Raw genomic sequence first — 21,767 nt, 5'->3', positions numbered from 1 at the left:
GGCTCAGTCTTCCAGAACCGCGACGCCGGGCAGGACCTTGCCCTCGAGGAACTCCAGGCTGGCACCGCCACCGGTGGAGATGTGGTCGAACTTCGACTCGTCGAAGCCCAGCACCCGGACCGCCGCGGCGGAGTCGCCTCCGCCGACGATCGTGAAGCCGGCGGCGTCCTGCATGGCCTGTGCGACGGCCTTGGTGCCGGCGGCGAAGGCGTCGAACTCGAAGACACCCATCGGACCGTTCCACACGATCGTCCGCGCGTCGGCGAGCTTCTCGGCGAACAGCCGGGCGGACTCGGGGCCGATGTCCAGGCCCATCTGGTCGGCGGGGATCTGGTCGGCGGGCACGACGGTGGCGGGGGCGTCCGCCTTGAACTCGGGCGCCACGACGATGTCGGTGGGGAGCACGATCTCGACGCCGTTGGCCTCGGCGTCACGCAGGTAGCCCTTGACCGCGTCGACCTGGTCCTCCTCGAGCAGCGAGGACCCGACCGAGTAGCCCTTGGCGGCGAGGAACGTGAAGACCATGCCGCCGCCGATGAGGAGACGGTCGGCCTTGGTGAGGAGGTTCCCGATGACGCCGAGCTTGTCGGAGACCTTCGAGCCGCCGAGGACGACGGCGTAGGGCCGCTCGGGGTCACCGGTCGCCTTGCTCAGCGAGTCGATCTCCTTGAACACGAGCGCTCCCGCCGCGTGCGGGAGCCGCTGCGCGACGTCGTAGACGCTGGCCTGCTTGCGGTGCACGACGCCGAACCCGTCGGAGACGTAGACGTCGGCGAGGGCGGCGAGCTCGTCGGCCAGCGCCCCGCGCTCGGCCTCGTCCTTGGAGGTCTCGCGGGCGTCGAAGCGGATGTTCTCGAGCAGCAGCACCTGGCCCTCCTCGAGGTACTGGGCCTTGGCCTTGGCGTCCTCGCCGACCGTGTCCTCGGCGAGGAGCACCTCCCGGCCGAGCAGCTCGCCGAGGCGCTTGGCCACCGGCGCGAGGGAGTACGTGGCGTCGGGGGTGCCCTTCGGGCGGCCGAGGTGCGCGGTGACGATGACCTTCGCCCCGGCGTCGAGCAGCTGGGTGAGGGTCGGCAGGGCGGCGCGGATGCGGCCGTCGTCGGTGATCGTCGTCCCGTCGAGGGGGACGTTGAAGTCGGAGCGGACCAGGACGCGCTTGCCGCGCAGGTCGCCGAGGGTGTCGATGGTCTTCATGGACTCTCCTAAGGGCTGGGGGCGGACGCACGAACGTCCGCGTGCCGGGCGTTCGGCGGCACGCGGACGTCCGTGTTCACTGCAGGGTGAGGACGGGGACCCTCAGAGGCGCTCGCCCACGTACTTCGTGAGGTTGACCAGCGAGGAGGAGTAGCCGTACTCGTTGTCGTACCAGCTGAGCACCTTGACCTGGTCGCCGATCACCTTGGTCATGCCGGCGTCGAAGATCGAGGTGTGGGAGTCGCCGACGATGTCGGAGGAGACGATCGGGTCCTCGGTGTACTTGAGGATGCCCTTGAGCTCCTCGGACTCCGCGGCGGCCTTCATCGCGGCGTTGACCTCCTCGACGGTGACCTCCTTCTCCGTGGTGAAGGTGAGGTCGGTGGCCGAGCCGGTCGGGGTCGGCACGCGCATGGCGTAGCCGTCGAGCTTGCCCTTGAGGTCGGGGAGCACGAGGGAGACGGCCTTGGCCGCACCGGTCGTGGTCGGGACCATGTTGAGGGCGGCGGCGCGGGCGCGACGCAGGTCCTTGTGCGGGCCGTCCTGCAGGTTCTGGTCGGCCGTGTAGGCGTGGATGGTGGTCATGAGGCCGCGGACGATGCCGAAGTTCTCGTGGAGCACCTTGGCCATCGGCGCCAGGCAGTTCGTCGTGCAGGAGGCGTTGGAGAAGATGTGGTGGTTCGCCGGGTCGTAGTCGGTGTGGTTGACACCCATGACGAAGGTGGCGTCCACCTCCTTGCCGGGCGCGGAGATGATGACCTTCTTGGCCCCGGCGTCGAGGTGCGCCTTGGCGGCGTCACGCGCGACGAACCGGCCGGTGGACTCGATGACGATGTCCGCCCCGAGCTCGCCCCACGGGAGCTGGGCGGGGTCCTTCTCGGCCGTCACGCTGACCCGGCGGCCACCGACGGTGAAGCTCTCCTCGTCGTAGGACACGTCCTCGGACAGCACGCCCATGATGGAGTCGTACTTGAGGAGGTGGGCCAGGGTCTTGTTGTCGGTGAGGTCGTTGACCCCGACGATCTCGATGTCTGCACCACTGTTGAGCACGGCGCGGAAGAAGCTGCGGCCGATGCGGCCGAAGCCGTTGATGCCGACGCGGATAGTCACTATGTCCTCCTCTAGTGCGCCGCTCGGCGCACGCAGGTCGTCTGTCTGGGATGCCCCGGAGGGCGCTCTGGCCAGGCCGCCCGTCGGGCGGGCCCTCCAGCAACCACAAACCTACACCGGGACAAAAGGGACCGCAGGGACGTAGGTCCGCGCGAGACGCCCCCACGTCCGCGCCACCGCACCGGCTTGCCGACCCGCGTGTGAGCCGAGCCACAGCGGGCGCCCGGGGGCGTCTCAGAGGTCGAGCATGTCCGGCGTCAGGACGGCCTCGGTGTCGACGATGCCCAGCTCGTGGGCGCGCTTGTCGGCCATGGCCAGCAGCCGGCGGATGCGTCCGGCGATCGCGTCCTTGGTGAGCGGCGGCTCGGACAGCGCACCGAGCTCCTCGAGGCTCGCCTGCTTGTGGGCGAGCCGCAGCTGGCCGGCCTTGAGGAGGTGGTCGGGCACGTCCTCGCCGAGGATCTCGAACGCGCGCTCGACGCGGGCCCCGGCAGCGACGGCCGCACGCGCCGACCGACGCAGGTTCGCGTCGTCGAAGTTGGCCAGCCGGTTGGCGGTTCCGCGCACCTCGCGGCGGGTGCGGCGCTCCTCCCAGGTGAGGACGGCGTCGTGGGCACCCATCCGGGCGAGCATCGCGCTGATGTCGTCACCGTCGCGGATGACGACGCGGTCGACGCCGCGCACCTCACGGGCCTTGGCCGAGACGTTGAGGCGTCGTGCGGCGCCGACGAGGGCGAGGGCGGCCTCGGGCCCCGGGCAGGTGATCTCCAGCGCCGAGGACCGGCCGGGCTCGGTGAGCGACCCGCGGGCAAGGAACGCCCCACGCCACGCGGCGACGGACTCACCGACCCCGGCGGAGACGACGGCGGGCGGGAGCCCACGCACGGGACGGCCACGTCCGTCGAGCAGACCGGTCTGCCGGGCGAGGGACTCCCCGTCCTTGACCACGCGGACGACGTAACGGTTGCCCCGCTTGAGCCCGCCACCGGAGACGACGACGACGTCGCTCGAGTGGCCGTAGAGCTCCGCCATGGCCAGCCGCAGCCGCCGGGCAGCCACGCCCTGGTCGAGCTCGGCCTCGATGACGATGCGCCCGGAGATGATGTGCAGCCCGCCGGCGAACCGCAGCATGGCGGCGACCTCCGCCTTGCGCGCGGAGACCCGGTCCACCTGGAGCCGGGCCAGCTCGTCCTTGACGGACGCGGTCAGCGACATGGCCGACTTCCTCCCACTCACCGTGCCCCCTCGTTGCTCGTCCCCCGCTCGGGGGCCACCCTGCACCTTCTCATGCTCAGCCACCTGTCCCTCTCCGACCGTCGGTGGCCTCCCCCACATCTCCCAGCACGTCGTCGAAGGCGTCGCGGTAGGCCGCGGCGAGCCGGAGCGGGTCGTGGCGCGGGGTGCCGTCCCCGGCGCCGACCTGACGCAACAGGACCCGGGCGCCGAGCTCCTGGCCGGCGGCGAGCAGGCCGTCGAGGTCGTCGACGGCGGCGGGGTCGGCGATGACGACGTCCAGCCGGAGGTCCGGTCCGTGCTCGACGAGGGTCCGCAGGTGGTCCCCCGCGGACATGCCGTCGGTCTCCCCCGGCTGCGTCGAGAGGTTGAGGGTCACCGCGCGCCGCGCCGTCGTCTCGGCGAGGGCGCGTCCGAGCTCGGGCACGAGGAGGTGCGGGATGACCGACGTGTACCAGGAGCCCGGCCCGAGGACGACCCACTCGGCCTCCTGGACCGCGCGGATGGCCTCGGGGTGGGCGGGCGGGTCGTCGGGGATGAGCCGGACCGACTCGATGACCCCGCTCGTCACGGCGACCCGGGACTGACCGCGCACGACGCGGGCGTGCTCCATCCCGGTCTGCCTGACGCGCGCCTCGATGTCGAGCGGCACGGCCGCCATCGGGAGCACGCGGCCGCGGGCACCCAGCAGCCGGCCCACCCAGTCCAGCCCGGCGACCTCGTCACCGAGCAGGTCCCACAGCGTGGTGATGAGGAGGTTGCCGAGCGCGTGCCCGTCGAGCGGCCCGTCGGACCGGAACCGGTGCTGGAGGACGTCCCTCCAGGTCAGACCCCACTCCGAGTCGTCACAGAGCGCGGACAGGGCCATCCGCAGGTCCCCGGGCGGGAGCACGCCCAGCTCGTGCCGCAGGCGCCCGGAGGAGCCGCCGTCGTCTGCCACGGTGACGACGGCGGTGAGATCGCTGCACACGTGCCGCAGCGCCGCCAGGGTGGCGGACAGGCCGTGCCCGCCCCCGAGCGCGACCACCCGGGGCCCGCGGCCCGCCGCGCCGGGCACGGGCCAGTGCTCGGTCGTCACTCCCGCCCCACGTCGCGGTGGAGCGTGCGGACCCGCTGGCCGTGGGCGCGCAGCCCCTCGGCGATGGCCTCGGAGATCGCGACCGACCGGTGCCGGCCGCCGGTGCAGCCGACGGCGATCGTCACGTAGCTCTTGAGCTCACGCTCGTAGCCGGCGATCGCCGGCAGCAGCGTCTTGACGTAGTTCTCGACGAACTCGCGCGCGCCGGGCTGGTCGAGGACGTAGCGGTTGACCTCCTCGTCCTTGCCGGACAGGTGGCGCAGCTCGGTCACCCAGTAGGGGTTGGACAGGAAGCGGACGTCGACGACGTGGTCCGCGTCGAGCGGCAGGCCGTGCTTGAACCCGAAGGACACGATGGTGATCTGCACCTGTTGCGCGCCCGCCTCGCCCACCCGCTGGCGGATGTGGCGGGCGAGGTCGTAGGGGCTGAAGCTCGTCGTGTCGACGATGGAGTCGGCACGCCGGCGCAGCTCGGCGAGCAGCTCGCGCTCCTGGGCGATGCCGTCCAGGATCCGGCCGTCGCCCTGGAGCGGGTGCGCCCGGCGCACCTGCTCGTAGCGGCGCACGAGCTCGGCGTCGTCGGCCTCGAGGAACAGGATGCGGTAGTCGACGCCGTGGCCGCGCAGCTCGTCGAGCACGTTGAGCAGCTCGGCGAAGAACTCACCGCTGCGCACGTCGACGACGGCGGCCAGCCGCTGTACCCCCCCGCCGGAGGCGGTCATCATCCGCGCGAGCGGCTCGAGCATGCGCGGGGGGAGGTTGTCGACGACGAACCAGTCCATGTCCTCGAGGGTGTTCGCCACCCTGGTGCGGCCGGCCCCGGACATGCCGGTGATGATCAGCAGCTCACGGCGGTTCGCCCCGGGTGGCGGCGTCTCGGCGTCGAGCAGCGGGATCCCCTCCGGCACGGTCGATGGGTGGCGCTCGTCGGACTCCGCGCCGGTGTCGGGGCGCTCCGCTCCTGCGTTCGTCATGTCTCTAGGATGCCAGGCCGTGCGTCGTCCCGGCCGTCCCCCGTCGTCCGTCCCGGAGCGGGCACCGGAACGGGCACCCGCTCGTCGGCGCGGTCATCGGGGCTCGTCCCCGACGGCGTGGCGGCCGTCGGCGCGGTCGGTTCGGTCCGCAGCGCCTCGACGACGGCCTGCGCGGTCGTCAGGCCCACGCCCCGGACCTCGGCGATCTCCTCGGCCGTCGCCCTGCGGAGCTTGGCCACGGAACCGAAGTGCGCGAGGAGCGCCTTCTGCCGTGAGGGGCCCAGACCCGGGACGTCGTCGAGCACCGAGCGTGTCATCGCCTTGCTCCGTCGGCCCCGGTGGGCGGTGATGGCGAAGCGGTGCGCCTCGTCCCGCAGCCGCTGGAGCAGGTAGAGACCGGGGCTGGTGCGGGGCAGCACCAGCGGGAAGTCCTCCCCCGGCAGCCACACCTCCTCCAGCCGCTTGGCGAGGCCCACGAGCGCGACGTCCTCGACCCCGAGCTCGTCGAACACCCGCTGGGCGGCGGCGACCTGCGGCTGCCCGCCGTCGACGACGACGAGGTTGGGCGGGTAGGCGAACCGCGTCGGGCGCCCGGTGTCCGGGTCGACCGGCCCGGAGGTCAGCGGCTTGCCGTCGTCGTCGACCGCACCTTCGCGGGCCGAGCGGTAGTGCCGGAAGCGACGGGTGAGCACCTCGGCGATGGCCTCGGTGTCGTCGCGGGCGCCCGTGCCGTCGGCGCCGCGGACGACGAAGCGCCGGTATGCGTTCTTGCGCGGCAGGCCGTCCTCGAAGACGACCATCGACCCGACCTGGTGGGTGCCCTGGGTGTGGGAGATGTCGTAGCACTCGACCCGCAGCGGTGCGTCCTCGAGGTCGAGCGCCTCGGCGAGGTCGGCCAGGGCCTGCGAGCGGGTGGTGAGGTCACCGGCGCGCCTTGTCTTGTGGAGCATGAGCGCGTGCTCGGCGTTGCGCTGGACCGTCTGGGCGAGCGCCCGCTTGTCACCCCGCTGGGGCACACGGACCGAGACGTTGGCCCCGCGCAGCTCCCGGAGCCACGTGCTCACCTGCTCCAGGTCGGCCGGGAGGACGGGGACGAGCACCTCACGTGGGACGGCGGACGTGCGGGTGGACCCGCCGTCGTCGTCGTCGGCGACGTCACCGTAGACCTGCTGGAGGAGCCGCTCGACGAGCTCGGCGTCGCTCGCCTCCTCCACCTTCTCCACCACCCAGCCACGCTGGCCGCGGATGCGGCCGTCGCGGACGTGGAAGACCTGGACCGCGGCCTCGAGCTCGTCGGCGGCCATGGCGAAGACGTCGGCGTCGGTGCCGTCGGGCAGCACGACCTCGTTCTTCTCCACGACGCGGTTGAGGGCCGCGAGGTCGTCCCGGAGGCGGGCGGCGCGCTCGAAGTCCAGCGCCGCCGACGCGGCCCTCATCTCCTGCTCGAGCCGACGCACGAACGGGCGCGTCTGGCCGGCCATGAACGTGCAGAAGTCCTCGGCGAGCTCGCGGTGGTCCTCGACCGAGATCCGGCCCACGCAGGGTGCGGAGCACTTGTCGATGTAGCCGAGGAGGCAGGGCCGTCCCGCGCGCTCGGCCCGCCGGTACACACCCGCGGAGCACGTCCGCACGGGGAAGACCCGCAGCATGAGGTCGACGGTCTCGCGGATCGCCCACGCGTGGCCGTAGGGACCGAAGTACCGGTTGCCCTTGCGACGGGCCCCGCGCATGACCATCGCGCGCGGGACGTCCTCCGCCATCGTCACCGCGAGGTAGGGGTAGGACTTGTCGTCGCGGTACTTGATGTTGAAGCGCGGGTCGTACTCCTTGATCCACGCGTACTCCAGGGCCAGCGACGCGACCTCGGTCTCGACGACGGTCCACTCCACGGAGGCCGCCGTCGTCACCATCTGCCGGGTGCGCGGGTGCAGCCCGGCGACGTCCTGGAAGTAGCTGTTCAGCCGCGACCGGAGGTTCTTCGCCTTGCCGACGTAGATGACCCGGCCGTGGGCGTCGCGGAACCGGTAGACCCCGGGTGAGGTGGGGATCTCCGACGGCCGCGGACGGTACGTGGAGGGATCGGCCATCCCCTCAGCCTACGTGCGGCCCCGGGGCAGGAGGAGCCGGCTGAACGCGGACGGGGCAGCTGAGCGACCGGGCGATGTGGTTCTGCACGCGGGCGTCCTCGTGGAGCCGGGCGGCGGCCTCCTCGCTGATCGGCTCGGCGTAGGTGACCCGCGGGCGGAGCACGATGTCGGAGAACGGGCCCGAGTTCGCCCCCTCGACCCGCTCGGTGGCCGTCGCGACGTCCGTGTACCCGACGACGACGACGCCGTGCGCCGCGGCCGTGCGCAGGAACCAGAGCATCTGCGACTGGGACACCGCCCCGACGAAAAGCTCCTCGGCCTTGTACCGGGAGACGTCCGCGGCCACCTTGCGGTCCGACGTGGCCAACAGGGCCGGCTTGCCCTCCACCCGCACCTCGTGGTCCCGCGAGTAGGAGGTGTAGCTCCGTGTCCCGGCCTCGTCCGCCCCGGTCCAGTCGACGGTCACCGTGTAGGTGTGCAGTGCTCCCATGACCTCACCCTAGCGGCGAGTGAGCGCCGTCACAGGCACGACAGGCGGCACGAGCGCCCCCGCTACAGCGCCGAGAGCTCCCCTACCGCGCCGAGAGCGGAGTTCTTGCGCAGCCGAGGGTTGCGCCGTCGGTCCAGCGCCGGGCCGAGCGCCCCCTTACGGCGCCGAGAGCGGACTTCTTGCGCAGCCGAGGGACGGCCGTCGGGTCCGCCGACCGCCGCGAGGGAGGCCCGCCGTCGGTCGACGATGGTGCGCCCGGCTCAGACGCCGAGCTCGAGCGGTTCGGGCAGCGGGACGCCCGTCGTCTCCTCGAGGACCTCGGCGAGGAAACGACCGGTGTGCGACTCGGGGACCCGGGCGACCTCCTCGGGCGTCCCCTCGGCGACGACGGTTCCACCGCCGGAGCCGCCCTCGGGGCCCATGTCGATGACCCAGTCGGCGTTCTTGATGACGTCGAGGTTGTGCTCGATGACGATGACCGTGTTGCCCTTGTCCACGAGGTTCTGCAGCACCTCGAGCAGGCGGCGGATGTCCTCGAAGTGCAGGCCGGTGGTCGGCTCGTCGAGGACGTAGACGCTGCGCCCGTTGGTCCGGCGCTGGAGCTCGGAGGCGAGCTTGACGCGCTGGGCCTCACCGCCGGAGAGGGTTGTGCCGCTCTGCCCGAGGCGGACGTAGCCGAGGCCGACGTCGACGAGGGTGTGGAGGTAGCGCGAGATCTTCTGCGACGCGGAGAAGAACTCCGCAGCCTCGGCGATCGGCATGTCGAGGACCTCGGCGACCGTCCTGCCCTTGAAGTGCACCTCGAGGGTCTCCCGGTTGTACCGGGCCCCGTGGCACACCTCGCAGGGGACGTACACGTCGGGGAGGAAGTTCATCTCGATCTTCAGTGTGCCGTCGCCCTTGCAGGCCTCGCAGCGCCCGCCCTTGACGTTGAACGAGAAGCGCCCCGGCGTGTACCCACGGACCTTCGCCTCGGGCGTCTCGGCGAAGAGCTTGCGCACGTGGTCCCACACGCCGGTGTACGTCGCCGGGTTGGACCGCGGCGTGCGGCCGATCGGGCTCTGGTCGACGTGGACCACCTTGTCGAGGTGCTCCAGGCCGGTGACGCGCTTGTGCCGGCCGGGGACGCGCCGGGCGCGGTTGAGCTCGTTCGCCATGACCGTGTAGAGGATGCCGTTGACGAGGCTCGACTTGCCGGAGCCGGAGACGCCGGTGACGGCGACGAAGCTCCCGAGCGGGAAGTCGACCGTGACGTTCCTGAGGTTGTTCTCCCGCGCCCCCACGACCCGCACCATGCGGCCGCGGTCGATGGGACGCCGGCTCGCCGGCATCGGGATCGAGCGCCGCCCCGACAGGTAGGCACCGGTGAGGGACGCCTCGGTGGAGAGCAGTTCGGGCAGGTGCCCCGAGTGCACGATGTGGCCACCCGCCTCACCGGCACCCGGGCCGATGTCGACGATCCAGTCGGCGACGCGGATCGTGTCCTCGTCGTGCTCGACGACGATCAGCGTGTTGCCGAGGTCGCGCAGGCGCACGAGGGTGTCGATGAGCCGGCGGTTGTCCCGCTGGTGCAGCCCGATGCTCGGCTCGTCGAGCACGTAGAGCACACCGACCAGGCCGGAGCCGATCTGCGTCGCGAGCCGGATGCGCTGCGCCTCCCCTCCGGACAGGGTCGCCGACGGGCGGGAGAGGCTGAGGTAGGTGAGGCCCACGTCCACGAGGAACCCGAGCCGGGCGCGGATCTCCTTGAGCACCTGGCCCGCGATGGCCAGCTCGCGCTCGCCGAGCTCCATCCGGTCGAGGAACGGGGCGACGTCCTCGATCGGCAGGTCGCAGAGCTCGGCGATGGACAGGCCACCGATCTTCACGGCGAGCACCTCGGGCTTGAGCCGCGCGCCGCGGCACACCGGGCAGGCGACCTCCCGCATGTAGCCCTCGTAGCGCTCACGCGAGGAGTCCGACTCCGTCTCGGCGTGCTTGCGCTCGATGAAGGCGATGACGCCCTCGAAGCCGGTCGTGTAGGCGCGCTCACGGCCCCACCGGTTCCGGTACTTCACGTGCACCTGGTAGTCGTTGCCGTGGAGGATCGCCTCCTTCGCCCGCGCGGGCAGGCTCCGCCACGGCGCGTCGACGGAGAACCCGAGGTCGTCGCCCAGCGCCCGCAGCAGCCGCAGGAAGTACTCCGAGGAGGACCGTGCCCAAGGCTGGACGGCGCCCTCGGCGAGCGTCATCTCCTCGTCCGGGACGACGAGCTCGGGGTCGACCTCGAGCCGCGAGCCGATGCCGGAGCACTCCGGGCACGCACCGTAGGGCGCGTTGAAGGAGAAGGTCCGCGGCTCGATCTCCTCGAGCTGGAGCGGGTGGTCGTTGGGGCAGGCGCGCTTCTCCGAGAAGCGACGCTCGCGGTCCGGGTCGTCCTCCGGCAGGTCGACGAGCTCGGCGACGAGGAGCCCGTCGGCGAGCCGGAGCGCGGTCTCGACCGAGTCGGTGAGGCGCTGGCGCATCGAGTCGCGGACCACGAGGCGGTCGACGACGACGTCGATGTCGTGCTTGATCTTCTTCTCCAGCGTCGGCGGCTCGGAGAGGGAGTGGACGGCGCCGTCGACGCGCACCCGGGAGAACCCGGTGGACTGCAGCTCGCGGAAGAGCTCGCCGTACTCGCCCTTCCGGCCGCGGACGACCGGGGCGAGGATCTGGAAGCGGGTTCCCTCGGGCATCTCCCGCAGACGGTCGACGACCTGCTGGGGGGTCTGGGCGGTCACGCGCTCGCCGCAGACGGGGCAGTACTGGGTGCCCGCGCGGGCGTAGAGCAGCCGGAGGTAGTCGTAGATCTCGGTGATCGTGCCGACCGTCGAGCGCGGGTTGCGGCTCGTGGACTTCTGGTCGATGGCGACCGCCGGGCTCAGGCCCTCGATGAAGTCGACGTCGGGCTTGTCCATCTGGCCGAGGAACTGGCGCGCGTAGGACGACAGCGACTCGACGTAGCGGCGCTGACCCTCGGCGAAGATCGTGTCGAAGGCGAGGGACGACTTCCCCGACCCGGACAGGCCGGTGAAGACGATGAGGCTGTCCCGCGGGAGCTCGAGGTCGACGTTGCGAAGATTGTGCTCGCGCGCACCGCGCACGAGAAGCTGATCACTCACCCCGCGATGATACGCGGCGCACCGACGTCTGTACATGTGTTCGACGTCACCGCCGCGGCGCACGACCTGGGGAAAGCGCGCTGCGGTCGTGGGGCGGGCCACTACGTTGTCCTCGTGAGCACCCCTGTGACCGCGCCGTGGCGGTACGCGATCGGCATGTTCGGCACCTCGATCCCGATCAACATGATCAAGGGCTCGATGATCCTCTTCTACGTCGACATCCTGGGGCTCGACGTCCGCGCGTACGGGATCGTCATGGCGGTCTACGCCGTCATCGACGCCGTCGACAACCCGCTGCTCGGCCACCTCTCGGACCGGACGCGCACCCGCTACGGACGCCGCCGGCCGTGGCTGCTCGTCGGGGGCCCGCTGCTGGCGGTGGGTCTGGTCGGCTTCTTCTGGGTACCGGACACCCTCGACGGCGTCACCCTCGTCGTGTGGTTCGCCGTCTTCGCGATCCTGTGCGAGGCGTGCGACTCGCTGCTCAACGCGAACTACGGCGCCCTCCTCCCCGAGCTCTTCCCGGGTGAGCGGCGGCGCGCCGCCGCCAACTCGCTGCGACAAGGCTTCCAGCTCGTGGCCCTCGTCGTCTCCCTCGCGCTCACCCCGTTGCTCACTACGCAGGTCTTCGGGACCGAGGAGTCGACGGAGGGCTTCCGCACGACGGCGGTCATCTACGCCGTCGTCGCGACCGTCGCCATCGTCGTCATGGCACTGGGGGCGCGGGAGAACCCCGACCACGCGTCGTCGACCCGGTCCCGCTTCCTCCCGACCCTCGCCACCATCCTCCGCAACCGGTTGTTCTGGCAGATCGGCCTCGCCAGCGCCTGCTACCTCAGCGCGATGGCACTGGTCCTGACCGGGGTCCAGCTCTACGTCCGCTACTCCCTCGGCCTGCCCGTCGCCTACGCGCTGTACCTCCAGGCCGCGGTCATCGTCGTCTCGGCAGGCGGGCTGGCCGTGTGGACCCGCGTCGTCGCCCGGCGGGGCGCCGCCTGGACGTGGCGGCTGGCGTTCCTCGTCCTCGCGCTGAGCTTCGTGCCGCTCTTCCTCGCGACCACCCTGTGGACCGCGCTCCCCGCAGGGCTGCTCCTCGGCGTCGGCTGGTCGGGGATGCTCGCCACCAACGACCTCGTCATCGCACGGGTCCTCGACCACGACGCCGCCACGCACGGTGAGCACCGCGAGGGCCTGTTCCTCTCCGCCTTCGGCGTCCTCGGCCGTCTCAACGGGGCGCTCAACGGCCTCGCGCTCGCGTCGCTTGGGCTGTTCTTCGGCTACTACTCCGGGGACGACCCCGGCGACGACCCGGCGCTGGCCTTCCGCGTCTACGTGTGCGCCTACCCCTTCGTCGTGGCTCTCGCCGGAGCGGTCCTCGCCCGGTTCATCCGCGTGCCGGACGACACCCCTCACGACCTCCCGGAGATCCGGCCGGCGAGCGGTGACCTCACCAGCGGGCCCGCGCCCGGGACCGGGACGTCCGCCGGACCGGTCGAGCGGGGGCGGCCGTGAGCCGCCGCCTGGTCGTCACCGCGGACGACGTGGGCCGGAGCCGGGCCGACTCGGAGGTCGTCCTCGACCTGTTCGCCGAGGGCGCGGTCAGTGCGGTGACGATCATGCCGGTCACACCCTTCGCCGAGGCGGCGGCGGACGCCGTCGCCGGGCGCCCGGGGGTGCGCGTGCATGTCACGCTCACGAGCGACGACGACGTGCCGCCGTGGCGCCCGCTCACTGCGGCCCCCTCACTCGTCACTGCTGACGGGTTCCTCCACACCGACCCGGTCGCAGCCTCCAGAGGGAGCACGGCGGACGTTCTTGCGGAGGTCGCCGCGCAGCTCGGCTGGGTCCGGGACCGGGTCGGGGCCGTCGCCGCGGTCGACGCGCACACCTCGGTCCTCTACGGGCTGCACGGCGCCACCTGGCTCGAGGCGACGCTGGCGTTCTGCGGGGAGGAGGGCCTGGGCTTCCGGCTCCCCCGCGACGGCGCTCCCTACCTGCTCCCCCACGAGGCGGCACCGTTCGCGGGAGCGCACGCACGCGCCGTCGTGGCGGCCGACCGGCACGGCGTGCCGATCCCCGCCGCCGTGCTCACCAACCGCACCAGTGCCGCCGAGCACGGCAGCTACGCGCGCCTGCTCGACAGCTACCTCGACACGCTGGCGAAGCTCCCGGAGGGCACGAGCGAGCTGTTCTGCCACCCGGGCGTGCCGGGTGACGACGACGCCGCCACCCTGCGCGGGTGGGAGGCACGGATGCTGCGGGACCCCCGGTTCACCGACCGGCTGGCGGAGGAGGGCATCGCCGTCGTCGACCACTGGTGACCACGTGCTGGAGAGCGGCTCGCCAGGCTCCACCTGCAGCACCCTGGAAGGATCGAGCCATGACCGACACGACTTTCCTCGGTAGTGCCCGGCTGGACCGGATCTCGGTCTCGGCGATGGACAACAACGTCTACCTCCTCACCGCGCCGTCCGGTGAGCAGCTGCTCGTCGACGCCGCCGACGACGCCGACGCCGTCCTCACCCTGCTTGCCCAGGAAGGACCGCTCCGCACCGTGGTGACGACCCACGGCCACTGGGACCACCACCGGGCCCTGCCCGCGGTCGTCGCGGCCACGGGCGCCCGCACGGCGGCCGGTGCCGCGGACGCGTCCGACCTGCCGGTTCCGGTCGACGTGCTGCTCGCCCACGGTGACCGGATCACCGTCGACTCCGGCGGCGCGGTGGCCCTCGACGTCGTCGCGCTGCGCGGGCACACCCCGGGGTCCGTGGCCCTGGCCCTCACCGAGGAAGACGGCTCCGGGCGTCCCGGCCGTGTGCACCTGTTCACGGGTGACAGCCTCTTCCCCGGCGGCGTCGGCAAGACGCGAAGCCCGGAGGACTTCACCCGTCTTCTCGACGACGTCGAGCAGCGGCTCTTCGCGGTCTACCCCGACGACACGGTCGTCTGGCCCGGCCACGGCCGTCCGACCACGCTGGGCGCCGAGCGCCCCCACCTGGCGGAGTGGCGCGCCCGCGGCTGGTGACCGCGGCGAGGCCGGCACCCGCGAGGGTCACCGCGACGCGCAAGCGCCCCGCCCGTCGCTCCCCACCCCGTCGCCGAGAGCAGGGTTGTGGCGACCACGGACGCGAGCCCCCGCCCGTCACCGACAGCTGGCTCACGCACATCGCCGACGCACACGAGCCCTCGGTTGTCGGCCGAGAGCGGGATCGTGCTGATAACAATCCCGCTCTCGGCGCGTGAGGGGTGGGGCCCCGGGCCGCGGGTCCGGCCGCGTTGTGACGCCGGGAACCGTTGCGTCAGTCGCGGGTGGCGCCGGACTCGACCTCGCGGGCGTCCTTCCTGTTCTTCGCCACGCTCGCAAGCACGGTGATGGTCAGCACGCCGATGATCCACAGCAGCGACACGACGATCCCGGGCTCGGGCAGCCCGTGCCACTCCTCACCACCATTGATGAACGCGAGCTCGTTGGTGTGCAGCGCGTGGACGACGAGCTTGAGCCCGATGAACCCGAGGATCGCGGCCAAGCCGTAGTGGAGGTAGACGAGCTTGTCGAGGAGCCCATCGATGAGGAAGTAGAGCTGGCGCAGACCCAGCAGCGAGAACGCGTTCGCCGCGAAGACGAGGTAGGGCTCCTGGGTGAGGCCGAAGATCGCCGGGATGGAGTCGACGGCGAAGAGGATGTCCGCGCTACCGATCGCCAGGATGGCGAGGAGCATCGGCGTGATCATCCGCTTGCCGTTCTGCCTCGTGAGCAGCTTGCCGCCGACGTAGTCGTCGGTCACCGGGAAGAAGCGCCGCACCAGCCGGACGAAGCCGGTCTCCTGGTACTCGTCGTCGTGCTCGCCCGTCTCCACGCCCTGCCGTGCCTGGGAGATCGCCGTCCAGATGAGGATCGCGCCGAAGATGTAGAACACCCAGGAGAAGTTCTCGATCGCCGCGGCACCCAGCGCGATGAAGACACCGCGGAGCACGATCGCGATGACGATGCCGGCCAGCAGGACCTCCTGCTGGTAGTTCCGGGGGACACGGAACGCGGCGATGATGATGACGAAGACGAACAGGTTGTCGACGGACAAGCTCTTCTCCGTGACGTAGCCGGAGAAGTACTCCAGGCCGTACCCCGAGCCCCACACCAGCAGCACGATGACGCCGAAGATCAGTGCCATCGCGACGTACGCGACCGACCACCAGGCGGCTTCCTTCAGGGTGGGGGCGTGCGGTGTGCGCACGTGGCCGACGATGTCGACAGTGATCATCGTGATAATGACTGCGAACAGGATGATCCAGGCGAGGGCGGGAACGTCCACTGTGCCTCCGGTACGTAGGGCGCGGTACCGGAGGTCTCTTCCGCGCCGGCCAATTGCCGGGCGCCGGTGGCACCGAGCGGGCACTGACCCACTGGGCTGACGACACCACCGTTGGGGAATACTCCCCTCCGCCGCAGCACCATACGTCACCCCGGCGGGGCAGGCACGCAGGCGTCCACTGAGCCGTGCGTCACGCCCCGCGCTGCTTACTGGGCGGCCTGCATCTGCCGCAGCTCCTTCTTGAGGTCGGAGATCTCGTCCCGCAGGCGCGCGGCCAGCTCGAACTGCAGCTCCTCGGCGGCCCCGCGCATCTGCTGGTCCAGCTGGTGGATGAGGTCGGCGAGGTCGCTCGCCGCCGCCGTGCCGAGCCGGTTGCGCAGCGCCGACCCGGTGGCCTGCTTGTCCTTCGCGCTCGCCCCCTTACCTGCGCCGCGGTAGCCGCCCTCGAGCAGCTCGGCGGTGTCGACGGCCTCGCGGGCGAGCATGTCGGTGATGTCCCCGATCCGCTTGCGCAGCGGGGTGGGGTCGATCCCGTGCTCCTCGTTGTACGCGAGCTGCTTGTCCCGGCGGCGGTTGGTCTCCTCGATCGCCTCGGCCATCGCCGCCGTCACCGAGTCGGCGTACATGTGGACCTCACCGGACACGTTACGGGCCGCCCGTCCGATGGTCTGGATGAGCGAGGTGGCCGAGCGCAGGAAGCCCTGCTTGTCGGCGTCGAGGATGGCGACGAGGGACACCTCGGGCAGGTCGAGGCCCTCCCGCAGGAGGTTGATGCCGACGAGGACGTCGACGCTGCCCATCCGCAGCTCGCGCAGCAGCTCGACCCGGCGCAGCGTGTCGACCTCCGAGTGGAGGTACTGCACCTTGACGCCGCGCTCGAGGAGGTAGTCGGTGAGGTCCTCCGACATCTTCTTCGTCAGCGTCGTCACGAGCACCCGCTCGTCCCGCTCGGTGCGGTCCCGGATCTCCCCGAGGAGGTCGTCGATCTGCCCCTCGGTCGGCTTGACGACGACCTTGGGGTCGACGAGCCCGGTGGGCCGGATGATCTGCTCCACGACGCCGTCGGACTGGGACAGCTCGTACTGGCCCGGGGTGGCCGAGAGGTAGACGGTCTGGCCGATCCGCTCGAGGAACTCCTCCCAGCGCAGCGGGCGGTTGTCCATCGCGCTGGGCAGCCGGAAACCGTGGTCCACCAGGGTCCGCTTGCGGGACATGTCCCCCTCGTACATCGCCCCGATCTGCGGGACGGTGACGTGGGACTCGTCGATGACGAGGAGGAAGTCCTCGGGGAAGTAGTCGAGCAGGGTGTGCGGTGCGGTGCCGGGGCCACGGCCGTCGATGTGCCGCGAGTAGTTCTCGATCCCGGAGCAGCTCCCGATCTGCCGCATCATCTCGATGTCGTAGGTGGTGCGCATGCGCAGCCGCTGGGCCTCGAGCAGCTTGCTCTGCGACTCCAGCTCCTCGAGCCGCTCGGCGAGCTCGTCCTCGATGGTGGCGATGGCGCGCTCCATCCGCTCCGGCCCGGCGACGTAGTGGCTCGCCGGGAAGAGGTGGATGGCCTCCTCCTGCCGCACGACGTCACCCGTGAGCGGGTGCAGCGTGTAGAGCGCCTCGATCTCGTCACCGAACATCTCGATGCGGATGGCGAGCTCCTCGTATACCGGGATGATCTCCACGGTGTCCCCGCGCACCCGGAAGGTGCCGCGGGTGAAGGCGAGGTCGTTGCGGGTGTACTGCATCTGGACGAACTGGCGCAGGAGGTCGTCGCGGTCGACGACGTCCCCGACCTTGAGCTGGACCATGCGGTCGACGTACTCCTGCGGCGTGCCGAGGCCGTAGATGCACGACACCGAGGCGACGACGACGACGTCACGCCGGGTGAGGAGGTTGTTGGTGGCCGAGTGCCGCAGTCGCTCGACCTCGTCGTTGATCGAGGAGTCCTTCTCGATGAAGGTGTCGGTGCTCGCGATGTACGCCTCGGGCTGGTAGTAGTCGTAGTAGGAGACGAAGTACTCGACGGCGTTGTTGGGCAGCAGCTCTCGGAACTCGGTGGCGAGCTGCGCCGCGAGCGTCTTGTTCGGCGCCATCACGAGCGTGGGCCGCTGCACCTGCTCGATGAGCCACGCCGTCGTCGCGGACTTGCCGGTCCCGGTGGCACCGAGGAGGACGATGTCCTTCTCCCCCGCCCTGAGGCGCGCCGCGAGCTCGGCGATGGCGGTCGGCTGGTCGCCGGAGGGGGTGTACTCGGAAATGACCTCGATCGGCGCGACGGACCGCTGGAGGTCGGTGACGGGACGCATGGCTCAACGGTACGTTGGACCACCGACATCGCGCGGTGCCGGTCGGTCGGCTTCGCGGTGGGCGGACGGCGACGACGCGAGGTGGGCCTACGCCCCCGCTTCCCGCAGCGGAGTCACGCGCTCCTCCCAGAGCTCGCGGACCTGCGCGAGGAGGTCCTCGGTGGTGCCGGAGTTGTCCAGCCAGACGTCCGCGACGGCGCGCCGGTCGTCGTCGTCCGCCTGCGCCCGGATGCGCGCCAGGGCGTCCTCGCGTGCCATGCCGCGGTCGCGGATAAGGCGCACGAGCCGGACCTCCTCGTCGGCCCCGACGACGACGACGAGGTCGTAGTTCCCGGCGAGCCGGTTCTCCACGAGGAGCGGGACGTCGTGGACGATCACGCTGCCGGCGGGGAGCTCGGCGGTGCGCCGAGCGGTCTCCGCGGCGATGCGGGGGTGGGTGAGGGCCTCGAGGCGCGCCCGGGCGCCGGGGTCGGAGAAGACGATCCGGCCCAGTGCCGGGCGGTTGAGAGCACCGTCGGGTGTGAGGACGTCCTCCCCGAACTCGGCGACCACCGCCGCCAGCCCCGGGGTGCCCGGCGCGACGACCTCCCGTGCGACGGCGTCGGCGTCGATGACGACCGCGCCGAGCCGTTCCAGCTCCCGGGCGACGGTCGACTTCCCGGCACCGATGCCCCCGGTCAGACCTATGCGCAGCACACCGGTGAGCCTAGTGCTCGCGGCCGCCGGGCACGGCGAGCTCGCCGGGGTCGGCAAGCACCGTGTCGAGCAGGACCCCGAGCGCCCGGACGACGTCGGCGACGGGCACCACCTCCGCGGGAGGCACGTGGACGAAGCCGGAGGGCACGCCGTCCCCGGCACGGGCGAGACCGGCGTACATCACCGCGTTGCACACGTAGCTGCCGGCGGACAGGGACAGGTCGGCGGTGAGCCCCGCGGTCTCGAGCGCCGCGCGGACCGCCTTGACGGGCAGCGTGGCCAGCAGCGCGGTCGGTCCGCCGGGGACGACGGGGACGTCGACCGGCTGCTCGTCGTCGACGTCAGGGATTCGGGCGTCGGCCAGGTTGATGGCGACGCGCTCGAGGGCGATCCGCCGCGCCCCGGCGGCCAGCCCGACACCGACGACGACGGCGGGCCGGTACCGCTCGACCAGTGCCCCGACCTCCTCGGTGGCCCGCCGGAAGGAGACCGGCAGGACGGAGGTGACGAGCCTGACGCCCGGCGGGGCCGTCCAGGTCTCTGCCAGCCGCCCGACGGCCAGCGCCGAGGGGTTCTCGGTGTGCTCGTCGAAGGGGCCGAAGCCGGTGACGAGGACCGTCCTCACTGGTCCGGGTCCTGCGGGTCGACGGGCGCGTGGTGGTCGTGGTCCGCCGCGCCGCGCCTCCAGTACCCGCTGCAGTCGACGGCGTCCTGGCTCAGGCCCAGCTCCCGCCGCAGGTAGCGACGCGCCGGGACGAGGGACTGCGACTCACCCGCGAGCCACCAGAAGCCGGCACCCTCCCGTGCCGGCAGTGCCCGGACGGCGTCGGCGAGCAACGTCGTCGTCCCGGGGGCGGCGGCTCCACGGTGGAGGTAGGTCACGGGGTGGGGCGAGCCGAGCGCCCCGAGGTAGGCCTCGTCCGCGGCGTCCTGGACCTCGACGAGGACGGTGACGTCCGCGTCGTCGGGCAGCATCCCCAGCCAGCGGGAGATCGCGGGCAGCGCCGTCTCATCGCCGGCGAGGACGTACCAGTCCGCTCCCTCGGGCGCGAGCTTCGACCCGCGGGGGCCGGCGACGACGAGCTCCGCTCCGGCCGTCACACGCGACGCCCAGGCGGAGGCGGGCCCGTCGTCGCCGTGCACGACGAGGTCGAGCTCGAGCTCTCCGTGCGCGGTGACGAGCGGGGTGTAGTCGCGGGCGACGACCTCGCCCGCCGGACGCTCGAGGCGACCGTCGACGACACGTGGGGCGTTGAGCACACCGGTGGCGGGGTCGGGGAAGAAGACCTTGACGTGGTCGCCGGGGCCTGGGCTCGTGAAGCCCCCCATCGGGCCGGCCAGCGTCACCCGCCGCATGCGGGGGGTGAGGTCGCGCCACGCCGTCACGGTCATCGGACGGACGGCGAGGTCGTGGCGGACGCGCTCGTGGCGGAGGGTCGAGGTCGGGGTGCTGCTCATGGGGCGACCCTAACCCGCGCTACCTGGCGGCCGACTGACGCGGGCCGCGGGCCACCGGTGACGCCCGCTCGGGGCACGCCGCAGGCGTGCCGGGGATCCAGCACCTCTGTGCGGGCGGGCCCCGCTCTGGAAGAGTGGTCCCGTTCCCGATCGGAGGCCGCGATGCGTCGTCCACGCAGCTCCTCGGGCCCGGCGGACACCGGCCCCCGAGCTCCTGTCAGGGCGGCGGCGGGCCGCCGTCCTCGGCGCCTGCACCACGTCGTCGTGCTGGGCGGTGGGCTCGCCGGGCTGTTCGCGGCTGCCGCGGCCGCCGGGGACGGACGGTCGGTCACCGTCCTCGAACGGGACCGCCTGCCCGACGGTCCCGAGCCCCGGGACGGCGTCCCGCAGGGGAGGCACGCGCACGTGTACCTCTACCGGGGGCTGCTCGCGGTCGAGGAGCTGCTGCCGGGTTTCGGTGCGGAGCTCCGGGCGGCCGGCGCCGTGCCGCTGGACACGGGTGCGCTGGCCTGGCTCGGGGAGAACGGGTGGGCTCCCGCCGGGCGGCAGTTCGAGGTGCTCTCGGCGTCCCGCCCGCTGTTCGAGCACCTCGTCCGGTGCCGGGTACGGGGGGTGGCCGGGGTCGAGGTGCGCGACGGCGTGCGGGTGCGCGGGTTGCGACGCGGCCGCGCGGGCGGGCCCGCGTGGGAGGTGGACGTCGACGGCGGGCCGGTGGCGGCCGACCTCGTCGTCGACGCCATGGGGCGCAGCTCGCGGCTCCCGGCGTGGCTGGCCGCTGCGGGTGTCCCGGTGCCCGCCGTCTCGGAGGTGGACGCGCGCATCGGCTACGCGACGCGGGTGTTCAGCCTCGACCGGCAGCGGCTGGCGGTGCCGGGGATCGTCCTGATGCAGACGCCCGCGCACCCGCGGGGCGGCATCGTCCTGCCGCTCGAGGGAGGACGCTTCGTCGTGGGGCTCGTCGGGTCGGGTGAGGACCGCCCGCCGCGCGACAACGACGGGTACACGCGGTTCCTCGCCGGCCTGCGCGACGACGCCATCGCCGAGCTGACCCGGACCGGGACGCCGGAGACGGACGTGGTGGTCCATCGGCAGACGGCGAACCGCCGCCACCACTACGAACGGCTCCGCGGCCTGCCCGCCGGCCTCCTCGTGGTCGGCGACGCCCTGTGCGCGTTCAACCCGATCTACGGGCAGGGCGTCACGGTCGCGGCGTGCGAGGCGCTCCTGCTGCGGGATGCCCTGACCCGCGGGCTGCGCCGTGGCGACGAGCGACGGCTGGTCCGCCGCTTCTGTCGGGTCGCCGCGCTGCCGTGGTCCATCGCGACGAACGAGGACCTCCGCTACGCCGCGAGCACGGGCAGCGTCCCGAGGGTGCAGTCAGCACTGGGGGCGTGGGCGCGCCAGGTGGACAGGCTCGCCGTCCGCGGGGACCCGCACGCCGGGGAGGTGCTCGGACGCGTCTACCACCTCATGGGCTCACCGCTGAACCTGTTCCGCCCGGCGCTCGTGGTGCGCGTGGTCCGCGGCCGGCTCCGCGGCCTGGGCCCGCCGATGGCGCGCCCGGAGATCACCCGGGTCCCGGCGGGGTAGCCGCCCTACCCAAGCGTGACGGCCCCGGCGGGCCGGTGAGCCTCCCGGCCGCGGACGGGACGACGGCGGCCCGCCACCCTCTCGGGTGACGGGCCGCCGTCGTC

At 72.1% G+C, this 21,767-nt stretch carries 17 protein-coding genes; 4 read left to right on the top strand and 13 right to left on the bottom strand.

Features of this window, described 5'->3' with window-relative positions; genetic code table 11:
- Positions 1-3 precede the first annotated feature (3 nt).
- The 8 genes from VR894_RS13095 to uvrA all read right to left on the bottom strand — a co-directional run bounded on the left by VR894_RS13095 (position 4) and on the right by uvrA (position 11,345).
- Positions 4-1,194 (bottom strand): phosphoglycerate kinase, encoded by a 1,191-nt coding sequence (locus VR894_RS13095; protein WP_324652200.1) that lies wholly within the window; start codon positions 1,192-1,194, stop codon positions 4-6.
- Between the two features lie 102 nt (positions 1,195-1,296).
- On the bottom strand, positions 1,297-2,304 hold the full coding sequence (gene gap / locus VR894_RS13090) for a type I glyceraldehyde-3-phosphate dehydrogenase (protein ID WP_324652198.1): 1,008 nt from the start codon (positions 2,302-2,304) through the stop codon (positions 1,297-1,299).
- 234 nt (positions 2,305-2,538) lie between these two features.
- Positions 2,539-3,519, bottom strand: coding sequence for a DNA-binding protein WhiA (gene whiA / locus VR894_RS13085; protein ID WP_324652196.1), 981 nt, complete (start codon positions 3,517-3,519; stop codon positions 2,539-2,541).
- Positions 3,520-3,595: 76 nt separating this feature from the next.
- A complete protein-coding gene (locus VR894_RS13080) occupies positions 3,596-4,615 on the bottom strand; it encodes a uridine diphosphate-N-acetylglucosamine-binding protein YvcK (RefSeq protein WP_324652194.1) in 1,020 nt (339 codons plus the stop codon).
- On the bottom strand, positions 4,612-5,589 hold the full coding sequence (gene rapZ, locus VR894_RS13075) for an RNase adapter RapZ (protein ID WP_324652192.1): 978 nt from the start codon (positions 5,587-5,589) through the stop codon (positions 4,612-4,614). The genes VR894_RS13080 and rapZ overlap by 4 nt, the downstream gene beginning before the upstream one ends.
- A complete protein-coding gene (uvrC, locus tag VR894_RS13070; RefSeq protein ID WP_324652190.1) occupies positions 5,586-7,676 on the bottom strand; it encodes an excinuclease ABC subunit UvrC in 2,091 nt (696 codons plus the stop codon). Before uvrC ends, rapZ begins: the two co-directional genes overlap by 4 nt.
- Positions 7,677-7,680: 4 nt before the next feature.
- The gene (locus VR894_RS13065) at positions 7,681-8,166 is read right to left on the bottom strand and encodes an OsmC family peroxiredoxin (RefSeq protein WP_324652188.1); all 486 of its coding nucleotides are present in this window, start codon (positions 8,164-8,166) and stop codon (positions 7,681-7,683) included.
- A 260-nt stretch (positions 8,167-8,426) separates the two neighbouring features.
- Positions 8,427-11,345: an excinuclease ABC subunit UvrA gene (uvrA, locus tag VR894_RS13060; RefSeq protein WP_416380842.1), complete on the bottom strand. Its 2,919-nt coding sequence runs from the start codon at positions 11,343-11,345 to the stop codon at positions 8,427-8,429.
- 78 nt (positions 11,346-11,423) lie between these two features.
- Between uvrA and VR894_RS13055 the strand changes: the two genes are divergently transcribed.
- From VR894_RS13055 to VR894_RS13045, 3 genes are read left to right on the top strand one after another with little or no spacing between them, the layout of a single operon-like run.
- Positions 11,424-12,821 carry an MFS transporter gene (locus VR894_RS13055; RefSeq protein WP_324652183.1) on the top strand — a complete coding sequence of 466 codons (1,398 nt, stop codon included), beginning with the start codon at positions 11,424-11,426 and terminating at the stop codon, positions 12,819-12,821.
- The gene (locus VR894_RS13050) at positions 12,818-13,630 is read left to right on the top strand and encodes a ChbG/HpnK family deacetylase (RefSeq protein WP_324652181.1); all 813 of its coding nucleotides are present in this window, start codon (positions 12,818-12,820) and stop codon (positions 13,628-13,630) included. The genes VR894_RS13055 and VR894_RS13050 overlap by 4 nt, the downstream gene beginning before the upstream one ends.
- A gap of 59 nt (positions 13,631-13,689) precedes the next feature.
- Positions 13,690-14,334 (top strand): MBL fold metallo-hydrolase, encoded by a 645-nt coding sequence (locus VR894_RS13045; RefSeq protein WP_324652179.1) that lies wholly within the window; start codon positions 13,690-13,692, stop codon positions 14,332-14,334.
- Positions 14,335-14,608: 274 nt separating this feature from the next.
- Here the strand turns inward: VR894_RS13045 and VR894_RS13040 are convergent, their stop codons facing one another.
- The 5 genes from VR894_RS13040 to VR894_RS13020 form a co-directional block, all read right to left on the bottom strand.
- Positions 14,609-15,619: a TerC family protein gene (locus VR894_RS13040; RefSeq protein ID WP_324652177.1), complete on the bottom strand. Its 1,011-nt coding sequence runs from the start codon at positions 15,617-15,619 to the stop codon at positions 14,609-14,611.
- Positions 15,620-15,825: 206 nt separating this feature from the next.
- Positions 15,826-17,919, bottom strand: a complete 2,094-nt coding sequence (gene uvrB / locus VR894_RS13035; protein WP_324652175.1) for an excinuclease ABC subunit UvrB — start codon at positions 17,917-17,919, stop codon at positions 15,826-15,828.
- A gap of 87 nt (positions 17,920-18,006) precedes the next feature.
- A complete protein-coding gene (coaE, locus tag VR894_RS13030; RefSeq protein WP_324652173.1) occupies positions 18,007-18,615 on the bottom strand; it encodes a dephospho-CoA kinase in 609 nt (202 codons plus the stop codon).
- 10 nt (positions 18,616-18,625) lie between these two features.
- A complete protein-coding gene (locus tag VR894_RS13025) occupies positions 18,626-19,240 on the bottom strand; it encodes a pyroglutamyl-peptidase I (RefSeq protein ID WP_324652171.1) in 615 nt (204 codons plus the stop codon).
- Complete coding sequence (locus VR894_RS13020) at positions 19,237-20,073, bottom strand: siderophore-interacting protein (RefSeq protein ID WP_324652169.1); 837 nt, start codon at positions 20,071-20,073, stop codon at positions 19,237-19,239. The genes VR894_RS13025 and VR894_RS13020 overlap by 4 nt, the downstream gene beginning before the upstream one ends.
- A 162-nt stretch (positions 20,074-20,235) precedes the next feature.
- Between VR894_RS13020 and VR894_RS13015 the strand changes: the two genes are divergently transcribed.
- A complete protein-coding gene (locus tag VR894_RS13015; RefSeq protein WP_324652167.1) occupies positions 20,236-21,663 on the top strand; it encodes an NAD(P)/FAD-dependent oxidoreductase in 1,428 nt (475 codons plus the stop codon).
- Positions 21,664-21,767 lie beyond the last annotated feature (104 nt).

The sequence above is a fragment of the Georgenia sp. H159 genome (assembly GCF_035607575.1).
Classification (GTDB): Bacteria; Actinomycetota; Actinomycetes; order Actinomycetales; family Actinomycetaceae; genus Oceanitalea.
Note: the sequence above shows the minus strand (reverse complement) of the source record. Positions and strands in the feature narration are given on the sequence as shown.